At 67.5% G+C, this 13,309-nt stretch carries 12 protein-coding genes; 10 read left to right on the top strand and 2 right to left on the bottom strand.

The features are described 5' to 3' along the window. The first annotated feature begins 58 nt into the window (after window positions 1–58). The 6 genes from NRB20_RS30690 to NRB20_RS30665 all read left to right on the top strand — a co-directional run bounded on the left by NRB20_RS30690 (window position 59) and on the right by NRB20_RS30665 (window position 6,174). Entirely contained in the window at window positions 59–1,078 is a 1,020-nt protein-coding gene (locus NRB20_RS30690) for an ATP-binding cassette domain-containing protein (RefSeq protein WP_153414962.1), read from the top strand. Beyond that, window positions 1,075–1,845: an ABC transporter permease gene (locus NRB20_RS30685; RefSeq protein ID WP_153414903.1), complete on the top strand. Its 771-nt coding sequence runs from the start codon at window positions 1,075–1,077 to the stop codon at window positions 1,843–1,845. Before NRB20_RS30690 ends, NRB20_RS30685 begins: the two co-directional genes overlap by 4 nt. Beyond that, the gene (locus NRB20_RS30680) at window positions 1,842–2,636 is read left to right on the top strand and encodes an ABC transporter permease (RefSeq protein ID WP_153414902.1); all 795 of its coding nucleotides are present in this window, start codon (window positions 1,842–1,844) and stop codon (window positions 2,634–2,636) included. Before NRB20_RS30685 ends, NRB20_RS30680 begins: the two co-directional genes overlap by 4 nt. 167 nt (window positions 2,637–2,803) lie before the next feature. Further along, window positions 2,804–4,171 carry an ABC transporter permease gene (locus NRB20_RS30675; RefSeq protein ID WP_264766401.1) on the top strand — a complete coding sequence of 456 codons (1,368 nt, stop codon included), beginning with the start codon at window positions 2,804–2,806 and terminating at the stop codon, window positions 4,169–4,171. Between the two features lie 50 nt (window positions 4,172–4,221). Continuing rightward, entirely contained in the window at window positions 4,222–5,178 is a 957-nt protein-coding gene (locus tag NRB20_RS30670; RefSeq protein WP_153414900.1) for a TIGR03560 family F420-dependent LLM class oxidoreductase, read from the top strand. Between the two features lie 36 nt (window positions 5,179–5,214). Further along, a complete protein-coding gene (locus NRB20_RS30665; protein ID WP_153414899.1) occupies window positions 5,215–6,174 on the top strand; it encodes a pseudouridine synthase in 960 nt (319 codons plus the stop codon). Window positions 6,175–6,184: 10 nt separating this feature from the next. On the opposite strand, the gene NRB20_RS30660 is transcribed toward NRB20_RS30665, so the two are convergent. Then, entirely contained in the window at window positions 6,185–6,640 is a 456-nt protein-coding gene (locus NRB20_RS30660; RefSeq protein ID WP_194290067.1) for an EXLDI protein, read from the bottom strand. 230 nt (window positions 6,641–6,870) lie between these two features. On the opposite strand from NRB20_RS30660, the gene NRB20_RS30655 reads away from it, so the two are divergent. The 4 genes from NRB20_RS30655 to NRB20_RS30645 all read left to right on the top strand — a co-directional run bounded on the left by NRB20_RS30655 (window position 6,871) and on the right by NRB20_RS30645 (window position 12,143). After that, complete coding sequence (locus NRB20_RS30655) at window positions 6,871–7,650, top strand: CPBP family intramembrane glutamic endopeptidase (protein WP_153414897.1); 780 nt, start codon at window positions 6,871–6,873, stop codon at window positions 7,648–7,650. A gap of 182 nt (window positions 7,651–7,832) precedes the next feature. Then, window positions 7,833–9,929, top strand: coding sequence for a hypothetical protein (locus tag NRB20_RS37745; RefSeq protein ID WP_194290066.1), 2,097 nt, complete (start codon window positions 7,833–7,835; stop codon window positions 9,927–9,929). 118 nt (window positions 9,930–10,047) lie between these two features. Then, on the top strand, window positions 10,048–10,728 hold the full coding sequence (locus tag NRB20_RS37740; protein WP_194290065.1) for an SGNH/GDSL hydrolase family protein: 681 nt from the start codon (window positions 10,048–10,050) through the stop codon (window positions 10,726–10,728). Window positions 10,729–10,910: 182 nt separating this feature from the next. Then, a complete protein-coding gene (locus NRB20_RS30645; RefSeq protein WP_153414895.1) occupies window positions 10,911–12,143 on the top strand; it encodes an acyltransferase in 1,233 nt (410 codons plus the stop codon). A gap of 46 nt (window positions 12,144–12,189) precedes the next feature. Here NRB20_RS30645 and NRB20_RS30640 read toward each other — a convergent pair whose 3' ends face one another. After that, window positions 12,190–13,293, bottom strand: coding sequence for a DUF6585 family protein (locus tag NRB20_RS30640; protein ID WP_194290064.1), 1,104 nt, complete (start codon window positions 13,291–13,293; stop codon window positions 12,190–12,192). Window positions 13,294–13,309 lie beyond the last annotated feature (16 nt).

Here is a 13,309-nt window from a genome sequence, read left to right as displayed (position 1 = left end):
GTTCGACCCGAGATCGACTCCGGCTGTGGGTCTTCGGACCGATGGCGGTGAGTTCATGATGGAGAGTTGGGAGGATCCTGTGGCTGCGGTTCCAACGCAGGCAAACGCCGATGCCGTGGTCGTCGAAGGCGTCGAGAAGAGTTTCGGCAGCGTGCACGCCCTCCAGGGAGTCAGCTTCACCGCGCCGGTGGGCAGCGTCCTGGGTATGCTCGGACCGAACGGGGCGGGCAAGACGACGACGGTATCGGTGCTGTCCACCCTCGTCCGCCCGGACGCGGGGCGCGCGAGGGTCGCCGGATTCGACGTGGTGCGCGACGCCGCCTCGGTCCGCGCGTCGATCATGCTGACCGGGCAGTACGCGGCGTTGGACGACCTGCTGACGGGCCGGGAGAACCTGGTCCTGTTCGGCCGCCTGCTGGGCATGGGCAAGAAGGAGAGCAAGCAGCGCGCCGGTGAACTGCTGACCCAGTTCGATCTGGAGGAGGCCGCCGACCGCCGCGTCGGCCAGTACTCCGGCGGTATGCGCCGGCGTATCGATATCGCGTGCGGTCTGGTCCGGCTGCCCAAGGTGGTGTTCCTCGATGAGCCCACCACCGGCCTGGATCCGGTGAGCCGCCAGGCGGTCTGGTCGCTGGTGCGCGATCTGCGGCACGAGGGCGTCACGGTGCTGCTCACCACCCAGTACCTCGAAGAGGCGGATGTGTTGAGCGACAACATCATCGTCATCGACAAGGGCCGCGTCATCGCGGAGGGCACGGCCAACGATCTGAAGGCGCGTTCGGGGCCCAGCTACTGCGAGGTCGTCCCGGTGGAGTCCTCGGACATCCCGGCCGTGGCCACCGCGCTGGCCGGTCTGGGCGAGGTCACCATCGCCGACACCGGTGACCGCGTCTCGGTGCCCGCGCCCGACGGCGCCACCACGTTGACCGCGGCGCTCGAGCGCATCTCGACGGCCGGAATCGAGTTGGTGGACATCGCCCTTCGCCGTCCGTCGCTGGACGAGGTGTTCGTCAAGCTGACCAGGTCCGACGCGAAGGCCGAGACCCCCGAGACCGCCGACGCCGGAGCACAGGCATGAGCGAACAGTCCACCATCGCGCTGCCACCGCCGGGCTTGCAGTGGCGCGCGCTGAGCGGACGCACCGTGCGCGCCGCGATCCGCGAGGGCGACCTGGTCTTCGGCTTCCTCGCACCGATGATCTTCTTCCTGTGTTTCTATGTGCCGCTGCGACATTCGATGGAGCGGACCGGGATGAACTACGCGCAGTACCTGCTGCCGGTGATCATCCTGCAGGGCATGTTCTTCACCGCCATGTCGGCCGCCGACCGCGCCGCCCTGGACACCGCGAGCGGCATGGGCACTCGGCTGCGTTCGATGCCGGTGCTGCCCTGGATTCCGATGGCCGCCCGGATGTCGGCCAACGCCTCGCGCGCGGTGGTCGCGATCGCCGGTGCGGTGGTGATCGGTTCGATCTTCGGATTCCGCTTCCACGACCTCGGCACCGCGATCGTATTCGTGCTACTGGCAATGCTTTTCGCAGTCGGCCTGGTGATCGGGGCAGATGTGGTCGGCACCGCGACCGGCAATCCCGAGATCGGCGCACAGATCCTGCTGCTCCCGCAGCTGCTGTTGATCATGGCATCGACGGGATTCGTTCCGGTGGAAGGCTTTCCGGGCTGGATCCAGCCGTTCGTGCGCTGGCAGCCGGTCTCGGTGTGCAGCGACGCGCTGCGCGCGTTGTCCTCGGGCCGGTACGACTCGGTGGGCGCGGCGCTGGTCTGGTCGATCGCGTTGATCGTGGTGTTCGCCGCGGTGTCGGCACGAATCGGAAGGCGGGCACGATGACCACGCTGACACAGCCGCAGACCGGCACGGCCAGAACGCACGCGTCGCTGGCCGGGCAGAGTCTGATCCACGCGGGCCGCCTGGTGCGCCGCTGGACGCGCGAACCCGAGATCATGGTGCAGTCCCTGATCTTCCCCACCGCGCTCCTGCTGATGTACCAGCTGGTGCTCAGCAAATTCCTGTCCGCGTCCTCGGGTAAGGCCAGTATCGAGGGCTTCGTCCCGCTGGTCGCGGTGACGGCGACGATGTTCGGCGCGATGGCGACCGGCACCTCCCTGCACGCCGAGGCCGAGAACGGACTGCTGGACCGCTGGCGCGCGATGCCCGGCTATCGGGCGGCGATCCCCGCGGGCCGCCTGCTCGCCGAATGCGTCCGCACATTCGGCGCGACGGTGCTGCTGCTCCTGGTCGGGGTGGTGCTCGGACTGCGCTGGCACACCGGCGTGCTGTCCGTCCTCGGCGCGCTGCTGGTGCCGATCCTGCTGGTGATCGGTTTCGCGACGATGGTGATGGCGCTGGCGATGAGCCGCGCGGGCGCGAAGATCGTCGAGCTGTCCTCGATCCTGATCCTGCTGGGCATGTTCTTCAATTCGGGATTCGTTCCGGTGGACCAATATCCGGGTTTCCTGCAACCGGTGGTCCGCTTCCAGCCGATGAGCGTGGCGATCGATGCCATGCGCGGTCTCATCTCCGGCGGCTCGGTGGCCGTGCCGGTGCTGTACACCGCATTGTGGTCGGTGGGTCTGACGCTCGTATTCGGCGGCCGGATCATCCGCAGCTTCCGCAGGTAGCGGCAGGCGAAGCAATATGGCCCCGGGATGCTGGATTCGACTCCGCCACCCGGGGCCCTTTCCGTTCACATGCGGTAGTTCATATGAGGCAGTGCGTCCGAAACAAGGGGAGGCGTGAACCGATGACCAACGACCCGACTGCCGTTCGACTCCGCCAATGGAGCGCATTGAGCGGACGCGCGGTACGCGGCGCTGCGCGGGAACGAGATCTGGCATTCGGATTCCTCGCACCGATGTTGTTCTTCGCCTGTTTCTATTTACCGCTGCGATATTCGATGCGGGTCGTCGGCTACGACTACGCACAGTATTTCCTGCCGGTGATCGTGGTGCAGGGAATGTTCTTCACCGCCATGTCGGCGGCCGACCGCGCGGCGCGCGACGCCGCGAGCGGTGTGCGAACCCGGTTGAGCACCTTGCCGATCGAACCGTGGGTGGTCCTGGCCGCCCGGATGTGGGCCGATCTGATCCGCGGCTCGGTCGCGATCGCCGGGGCGGTGCTGGTCGGCACGGTGTTCGGTTTCCGATTCCACAACGGGCTCGCCGCACTGGTTTTCGTGGCCGTCGCGCTGCTGTTCGGCGCGGCGCTGGTGCTGGGCGCCGACGCGCTGGGCAACGCCACCGCCATCCCCAAGATCGGCGCGCAGGTACTGGTGTTGCCGCAGTTGTTGCTGATCATGGCCTCGACCGGATTCGTGCCCACCGAATGGTTCCCGGGCTGGTTGCAGCCGTTCGTGCGTAATCAACCGGTCTCGGCACAGGCCGACGCGCTGCGTGATCTGGGCGTCGGCCGGTACACACCCGCGCTGTGGCACGCGATGGTCTGGTCGGTCGCGCTGACCGGGGTCTTCGCCGCCGTGTCGGCGCTATTGCTCATGTACCAAGTCGTATTCGGCAAATTGTTCACCGTGACCTCGGGCCACGACAGCATCTACCGATTCGTCCCGCTGGTCATGGTCATGGGCGCGTTGCTCGGCGCGATCGCCACCGGCGGGTCGTTGCTCCGCGAGCGCGAAACCGGACTGCTCTGGCGCTGGTGGGTGCTGCCGGGCAACCGCGCGGCCGTGCCGGTGGGCGGACTGCTGGCGGAATGTGTGCGAGCCCTGCTCACCGCTGTGCTGTTGCTGGCGATCGGCGTCGCGCTCGGACTGCGATTCCACCGCGGATGGTTCGCCGCCACGGCCGCGATATGTGTGCCGGTACTGCTGCTCATCGGCCTGGCGACGATGGTGATCGGGCTGGCCGTGACGCATCTCGGCAGAAGTGCGGTGGAATTATCCGGTTTGCTGATTCTGCTGGGCGGATTCTTCAATACCGGATTCGTTCCGGCCGAACACTATCCGGGTCCCCTGCAATTCATCGTGCGGGTGCAACCGATGAGCACCGCGGTCGATGCCATGCGCGGGCTGATATACAGCGGACCGGTTCTGACACCGCTGTTGGCCACCGCCGCGTGGTCGCTGGGATTTGCGGTGATATTCGGCACGATAGCCGCCGGAAGTTACCGAACCGCGGTACCGGAAATACCCGTCCGATGAATATCTTTCCCATTGACGGGAATAATCGACCGCCGATAGCATCGCCACTCATGGGTCTCAAACTCGGTTGCAATATTTCGACTTTCGATTCCACTACCGCACCCACCGATATGTTCACCGCCGTCCTCGATCAGGCACTCGCCGCCGAACGCGCCGGATTCGACGTCGTCACCCTCGGCGACCATCTCTACGCCACCCCGGGCGCACCCGACGAACCGACCATGGAGGTCTACACCACGCTCGCCGCGCTGGCGAGCCGCACGAGCTCGATCCAGCTCTCGGCCATGGTCACCAGCAACACCTTCCGCAATCCGGCCCTGCTGGCCAAGATGGTCACCACCCTCGACGTGATCAGCGGCGGCCGGGCCGTACTGGGCGTCGGCGCGGGCTGGTTCGAACCCGAACACGACGGCTACGGACTCGAATTCCCCACGGTAACAGAGCGATTGGACAGATTCGAGGAGGCGCTGCGCATCCTGGCGCCGATGCTGCGCGGCGAACGCCCGACGCTGGACGGCCGCTGGTACCGCGTCCACGAGGCCATCAACGAACCGCGCGTCCGCGACGACCTGCCCGTCATGGTCGGCGGTGGCGGCGAACGACGCACCTTCGCCTGCGCGGCCCGCTACGCCGACCACCTCAACATCACTTGTCTCCCAACACAATTGCCCGCCAAACTACGCGCGCTCGAGGCCCGCTGCGCGGAAGCGGACCGCGATCCGGGCACCCTGGAAGTCAGCTTCGCCACGCCGATGGTGATCAACGAGGACGGTGCGAAGGCCCGCGAGCAGGTGGAACAGATCCTGCGCGAGTTCGGGATGGACCCCGCGACGGCATCGGAGATCTTCTTCTTCGGCACCCCCGCCGAGGTCACCGCACAACTCGGCGAGAAGGTCCTCGCGCACGGCGTCGACCGCCTGATGGTGAATCTCTTTGCCGCAGGCCGCGATCCGGACGTCATCACACTGGCCGGCCACACCCTCGCCCCACTGGTCGCCAGCACCTGATCCGCCCGACACGCCCGGCCGATAGGCTCGTTCCCGATGAGACGCAGGCAGAAGCCGCCGTTGCCGAAGCGGCACGGCCTGGACCCGGCGCGGCTGCGGCTGCCGGAGGAGGGATCCTGGGCGACCATCCGCGATCATCTCGTGGAGCGGTTGCCCAGGGTCGCGCCCGAACGCATCGATGAACTGCTCGCCGCGGGCGGGATCGTGGATATGGACGGTCCGATCGCCCCCGACGCACCCTATGCGCCGGGCGGGGCGGTGTGGTTCCACCGCGATCTGCCGACCGAGACCGAGGTGCCGTTCGAGATCACCGTCGTGCACCGCGACGAGGATCTGCTCGTGGTCGACAAACCGCACTTCCTGTCCACCATCCCGCGCGGCAGCCACATCCTGCAGACGGCGCTGGTGCGGCTGCGGCGCGACCTGGATCTCCCGGATCTCGTTCCGGCACACCGCCTCGACCGGGCCACCGCCGGACTGGTGCTGTTCGTGATCACCCCCGCCCGGCGCGGCGCGTATCAGAAACTGTTCGGTGAGCGTCGCGTGCGCAAGGAGTATGAGGCGATCGCGCCGTACCGCCCCGAACTGACCCTGCCACGCACCATCAACAGCCGGATCATCAAGGAACGCAACATCATTCGCGCCTTCGAAACCCCCGGCGAGCCGAATGCCGAAACACATGTGGAGCTGCTCGACCACCGCGATGGACTGGGCCGCTACCGCCTGCGCCCACACACCGGCCGCACCCACCAACTCCGCATCCACATGAACGGCCTGGGCATCCCGATCCTCGGCGACGATTTCTTCCCCGAACTCACCGAACGCCCCATCGAGGATTTCACCCGGCCACTGCAATTACTCGCCGCCACACTGGAATTCACCGATCCGGTCACCGGGGCCGACCGCCGCTTCGACACCACCCGAACCTTGCAGGCGTGGACCGACCCGGCCGGATGGGCGGCCGGACCGTCCCCGGAACCGCACCGCGACAACTGATTTCGAGCGTTCAGAGATCGAGGTCCTCGACGCGCGGCTGCTCGACCACGGCGGTCACGCGACGGTGCAGCTTCGGCGAGAGCACCGCTCCCAGACCGTCGAGGGTGTCCACCACCCGGACCTCGTAGTCGCCCCAGCTCGGCTCGTCCGCCAGATCCGCACCGAAGCCGCCACCACCCAGCATGCCCAGCCAGTTCTTCCAGTTGCCCTGGAAGTTGGCGCGCGAGGCCATCTCCGCCCAGTCGAACCGCTGCCGCTGCACCACGAATTTGCCCGAGCGCCCCTGGTAGATCTTGGTCACCTCGACCTCGCGCTTGCCGAACTCGCGCCCCTGGACCACGAAGCGGCCCTCGAAGCGTTTGGTGCGCGCCCCGGCGGGACCGTCGGCGAGTTCGACGGTCGTGAATTCGGTCTCGGTCCCGGCTGCCGCGTCGGCCGGAACGAGCTGCTGCGAATCAATGGACATGGGTGTCACCTTCCCGAACTGATGCATGGATGCGCATCAAGCGATTCATTCGATTACACGGGGAACCGTGCAATCAAGGCTTCGGCGACCGCCCGCAACGTCGAGGGCTACCCATCGCCTTGCCTCGTCACCACTATACGTAGACGTATACATATAGCGCAAGGCCCGCTTGAAACTCACACCCGAACGAGTTGCGCGAACTCTCAGCAAACGAACGTAGACTGGCCGCGATGTCTCGAAACGATAACGACGGCGCGTCCGGCACGAGCACCACCGCCGAACCGCCCGCGACCGCCGGACCGGCCCGCCGAATCCACGCCTACGTGGACGTCGCCGTGGTCGTCCTCACCCTGGCGGGCACCAACCTGATCGCCCACTTCACCTCGGCCTGGGCCAATATCGCGACGGTCCCGGTGGCCGCGGTGGCGCTGGTGCTGCTGATGCGCCGACGCGGCCTCGGCTGGTCCGAACTCGGCCTGTCCCCGCGACAGTGGCGACGCGGCACGCTCTACGCGCTGGCCGCGGTCGGCATCGTGCTGAGCGCGGTGCTGATCGGCGCGATACTGCCGATCACGCGGCCGTTCTTCCTGGCCGATCGCTATGCGACCATCTCCGGCGCGCTGATCGCCTCGATGATCGTGATCCCATTGCAGACCGTCATCCCCGAGGAACTCGCCTTCCGCGGCGTCCTGCACGGCGCACTCGACCGCGCCTACGGCGTACGCGGCGTATTCGCCGCGGGCTCACTGCTTTTCGGGCTCTGGCACATCGCCTCCTCACTCGGTCTCACCAGCGGCAATCGCGGGCTGAGCGGCATCCTCGGCAGCGGTCCGGCGGCGCAGATCGCGGGTATCGCGCTGGCGGTGCTGGCGACCGGCGCGGCGGGCGCGGTCTTCACCTGGTTGCGGCGGCGCAGCGGCAGCCTGCTCGCACCGATCGCGCTGCACTGGTCGCTCAACGGGGCCGGCGCGCTCGCCGCGGCTCTGGTCTGGCACACCGCCCTGCACTGACCCTTCGCCGGTTTCTCGAAAGTTGCTGGTGGGTGCGTTTTTTCGCGAACCACCCGAACGAATGTTCGGTGGAAGCATTGACCTCGGATAGGCCGGGCATTACTCTCACTGCGGTCACACATACGTTCGAGTAATCGGTTCGGCCCCGGCCGGAACCGCATCCGCTCCCGGGAAGGCGCGCCATGCTCGACAACCGGTCGACCGGCAATTCCGAACCCTCCGCACCGACCACGGCCGCCGCTTCGCACGCGGACCAGGCCGTTTCGGCATCCGACGCCGCGATCGCCGCCCTGGCCGATCGGGTCGCCGCCGCCCGCGGAAAGCTGCCGCTGCAATCGGATCCGGCGCTGTTCGCCGAACTGTCCGAGGCCGAGATCTCCGCCGAACGCGATCTCGCGGAGTGGATGCGCAAGCAGCGGCGGCAGCAGCGCCGCCGGGCCGTGAGCGCCGAACTGGCCTCGGAGAAACGCGATCGCCGCGTCGCGCTGTCGGTGCGCCGCGCCGACGACGCCGACGCCCGCTGGCACCGCCGCGCCCTCGCCGCCCGCCGCCGGGTGTCCAACCCCGACGCGCGCCTGGCCCAGCTGTACCGCCGCGCCGAATGGTCCTCGCGGGCGCTGATCGGCGTCGTCGTCCTGGGCATGCTGTGGGCCGGGGTCAACGTGCAGCACAACCTCGTACCCAGCGGCGACATGTCCGACCCGCTGTACTGGCTCAGCTACGGCTTCGAGGCGATGATCTCGATCCCGATCATCACGATCATGGTGGTGGCCACCACCGCCGCCCGCTGGGGTCGCGAGATCGCCCGCGGCAAGGTCGTCTTCCTCGAGGTGGCGCTGCTGGGCGTCACCATCGCCCTGAACGCGGGCCCGCACCTGGTCGCGGGCGAACTGGCCCGCTCCGCCGAATCCGCGGTCGCACCCGTCATGGTCGGCGTCGTGATCTGGCTGCACTCCTGGGTCTCGGCCCGCTACGCCCAGCTCATCGATGCCATCCCCGTCGAATCCGACACCACCGACGACCAGCCGCCCCGCCGCAGCCACACCACCGTCGAATTCGGCGCACCCCGCCCCGCCACGTTTCCCGAATTCGCCCCCGACCCAACCGATTCGGTGGCCCTGCCCGTCGGCCACACCGCCCGCCCCGACACCTTTCTCACCGACTTCGACCCGGCCGCAGGCTTTTTCGCGGCGTCCGAGATGAATACCGAACCCGCACAACCCAACGTCGCGATGCCGTCGTCCGCGCAGGGTGTGGCCGCTCCGGTTCCGCAGCCCGCCCCGGGCAGTGTTTCGGCCCCCTCCGCAATACCGCAGCAAGCACCGGCACCGGCCCCGATCGCCCGCGACACGATCGCCGATGCCACTGCGAACGTTCACGATGCCGCCGCGGCCACCCTCACTGCCGAGCGGCCCGCGACAGGTGCCGAAGCGACGTCGAACGTTCGCGATGTCGCCGCGGCCACCCTCTCCGCCGAGCGACCCGCGACAGGTGCCGAACCGACTTCGAACTCGCGCGGCATGATCGCCGACACCGCCGAGCCCGCGCCGGTCGCCCACGCCACGGTTCCGGTGAACGCCCCCGGCCGCGCTCCGAGCACCCTCGTCACCGAGGCTCCCACCGACAACACCGCGCAGCCCTCCCGGCCCGCCACGCCGCCCGTCAGCACTCCCGAATCCGCCGAGGGCACCGATTCCTCGGACAGCACCGAACAATCCGCCGAGCGCGCAATCCAGCCGCCCGCGGACACCCCGTCCGATGCGACACCGGCGAACGACTCCCCGAAGACCACCCCCGCCGACGCACGCCCCGCCAACAGACCGGCCCAGCATCCCGCCCAACGCGCGGCGGCGATGAGCGAGCCCACCGACTCCCCCCGCCCGGCCGCACGAGCCGAGCAGGGCACCCAGCTCGCCCTCGACGAGCAGCCGACCGCCGCGACCCCCACCCGCCGCCCACGCCCCCGGATCGTGCCCGTCCCGGAACCCGAGCCCCCTGCGAACCACCGCGACGTCACCGAGGCGCACGACGGCTGGGACGACGGCGACGAGATCGACCCGGACAGCGACGAGACCGGAGTGTGGGCCGTCGCCCGCGAGATCTCCGCGCGACGCCTGTCCAAACTTCCCGTCGAACAGCTCGCCGAGGTCCTCACCCTCGCCGACGAATCCTGGACCCCGGCCGCCATCGGCGCCTCGATCGGACTGCCGGGTTCGCGGGTGCTGGGCATCCTCGAGGCCGCGCGACGGCTGGCCCGCCCGTACGCGGTCGGCAGTTGATCGAAAATCGGGAATCGGACCTTTGCCGCACTACACCGGCCCCGGCATAACCCCTGGTGGCACAGCTCACCACACCGTACGGCTTGACCACGTGTTGCAACCTGATAACACTGGCTGCGTGAAGCGCGTTTCGAAATTCGGCATCTACGCCACTGTTGCGACGGCGGCGGCCGTAGTCGGACTGGGTACCCAGCACGGTCATGCGGGGGCCACCGGACCAGAAGCAGCGCAGGACCGTCCGACACTGGCAGTGGTCGGAGCATCCATCAGCGACGGCGTCGGCGCGGGCTCCCCGCAGAAGGGCTGGCCCGTCCTGCTGGCCCACCAACTCGGCTGGCGTTCCACGGTCAGCGCCGATCCCGGCGCGGGCTACGTCAACCCGGGTCGGCACAAGCTCGGCCCGATGGAACGTCTGCTGGGCAAATTGCAGCTCGCCTCCGAGCACCCGACCGTCGTCATCGTGCAGGCGGGATACAATGACATCAACACGCCTCCGGCTGAGCTGACCGCCAATGTGCACAAGGTCATCGACCAGATCCGCACCCAGGCCCCCGATGCCGCGGTAGGTGTGCTCACGGTCTTCCCGAAGGGCCAGCCCTCACCGGCCGCCTGGGCGACCGACAAAATCATCGTGGAGGCCGCCAAGGCGGCTTATCCGAAGGTATATGTCTTCGATCCGCTGACGTCGCATTGGGTATTCCCTACAGTGGCAGATCGGCTACATCCCACCGCAGCCGGTCATCAGTGGATCGCCAACCGGATCGCCTCGGATTTCCGGCACTACGGCCTGACCCACTGACGTCGGGCGGCGACGGTCGCCGGTGACGGCACAGTCGATTCGGAGGAATCGATCAGTCGGATCACAGGGTCGGTGGGAACGATTGTGTACAGGGCCTACCGAGGGAAGTGTATGAGGCAGATCGAAGACCAGGGGGTCGAGACGGAGGTGGCGACGATGTTCGCCGAGGTTGCGGTGGCTTGATGAGTATCGGCATCGCACCCCCCGCCGTCGCAGCGCAGTCCGGAACCTCCGCCCCGCGCCGCAAACGACCGCACCTGCATCAGATCGATCTGTTCCGCATCATCACCTTCGCCTGCGTCATCGGCGCGCACGTGGTCGGCAACTCCATCGACGCGAGCAATACCGCCGCCAACGGTGTGGTCATGCCGCTGCACTTCACCCGGGACGCGTTCTTCGCGCTGACCGGATTCGTGCTGATCTACCAGTACCGCGGCAAGTCCCTGGACACCCGCGCGTTCTGGCGAAAGCGTTTCCCGCTGGTCGGCATCCCGTACCTGGCCTGGTCGGTGATCTACTGGGGTTATTCGGTGCTGGCCGGACTGCATCCCGGGGAGTCGATACGCAGCGCGCTGTGGCGGCTGGTGTTCGAGACCGCGACCGGCGGGGCCTGGTATCAGCTGTACTTCCTGCTGGTCACCATGCAGGCATATCTGTTGTTCCCGCTGATCCTGCGCATGCTGCGCGCCACCGAGGGCAGGCATCGCTGGATACTCGCGGCGAGCGCGAGCGTCCAACTGGTCATCCTGTGGTTCCTGGTGCGTCCACCGACGCTCACCGGACGACCGCTCGGCATCTGGAACCACCTGTACGCCACGGTCATCCCGTACCAGTTCTACATCCTGCTCGGCGCGATCGCGGCCTGGCACATCGACGCGGTGACCCGCACGGTGCGCCGCCTCGGCCCGGTGTTCGTGGCCGCCGCGATCGTGGGTCTGGCACTGGCCGAGCTGTTCTTCCTGTGGCAGACCGGGCAGATGCCCGCCTGGCAGGCCAACAACGTCTTCATGCCGCACCTGCTGCCCTGCTACATCCTGATCATCTTCGCGGTGTACACGATCAGCAGTTGGTGGGCCGGGCATCGCCGCGAACACGACCTGTTCTCCCGGGCCGTGCGCTACGGCTCGGACCGATCCTTCGGTATCTTCCTGTCGCACCCGATCGCCCTGCAGGTGCTCGCACCGGTCATCCCCGCACTGCAGAACCATCTGGGTCTGCTCTGGGGCACCACGGTGCTGTACCTGACCGTCGTCGCGATGGCGATCGGCATCACCGAGGTGGCGCGGCGCATCCCCGGCAGTCTGTGGTTGACCGGACGGCCGATGCTGCACACCGATCCGCGTGCGGTCGCCACACGGCTGCGGCGCGCCCACTCCGAATCCGCGGACGATCTGAGTTACACGGCGACCCGCTGAAGGCTCCGGCAGGGGATCTTCCCCCTTGCCGAATCTTCCCAGCGAGTCACACCTCGGAACGAGTCACGACCTGATGTGACAATTCGCTCGGCGCCTCGGCGTCGCGTAACCGGTCGCCCGGCAGTTCGGCGTCGTGCGACTCATCCCCCGATGTCTCAACCTGAAGCGGTACCTCGACGTCGTGAGACTCGTCGCCCGGAATTTCGGCTTCGTGCGACTCATCGCTCGATGTCTCGACCCGAGACGACATCTCGGCGTCGTGCGAGTGGTCACCTGGCGTCTCGATATCGTGCGACTCGTCACGCGGCGTTTCCGCCTCCGGAGTCTCGACAACGGCGTGCGCCGGATCCGGAGCCGTACCAACGGTTTCGGACTCGACCGTCTCGGACCGATTCCCGGCGACCTCGGCCAACTCAGTCGCGGCGGCGATGCGCAACCGTTCGGCGACCTCGTTGAAGATGTAGAAGTTCGGAATGTCCTCGATGGGCGGCAACGTAACCCAGCGACTACCGGATTTGAATCGGATCAGACCACCCTGGGCGTCGATCGTATCGACCTGCTCCCACGGGTAGTTCACGCCCGCGAACGTCAATTCGCCCAGGTCCACGGCGATTTCGCCGAACGACACCTGTTGTCCGGAATCGATCGCGGCCACCGCGCGCGGGAGTTGCGTTGCGGTCACAGCGGATTGGATCGCCGGACCCCACTCGTGCGCACCGTCGAACTGCCGTTCGTCGAAGGATTCGTGCGATCCGTCCGGCCCGTCGAGCGTCATCGAATACTCGGTGCTCGCCGCGGCCGCCGCCCCGCGCGAGGGGATCACCGACTGCCGCACTTCGGCTGTGTCCCAACGGAATGCGGCGATCTCCTGCCCCGACCGGTACACGGTCAGCCCGTGGTCGAACAGATCCATCCGCGCCGTCCGCACCGCCCCGGTGAGACTGCCCCGCAACCAGGCCGCCACCAGCGGAATCAACGCGATGATCGCGAATACGATCGTGCCGGTCCACCACGAAGCCGTCGCGCAGATCCCCGCGACGATCGCCAGCCCACCCGCGATCAGCCCGCAGGCCCGCACGAAGGTGTCCTCACTCATCGACGCAGGCAGAAACGTCTGCCGATGCGCACCCAACTTCTGGTATTCGGCCATCAAATGAACCAGCTTC

The organism is Nocardia macrotermitis (genome assembly GCF_009604405.1).
GTDB classification, from domain to species: domain Bacteria; phylum Actinomycetota; class Actinomycetes; order Mycobacteriales; family Mycobacteriaceae; genus Nocardia; species Nocardia macrotermitis.
The sequence above is the reverse complement of the archived record's forward strand: the minus strand, read 5'-3'. Positions and strand labels throughout refer to the sequence as shown.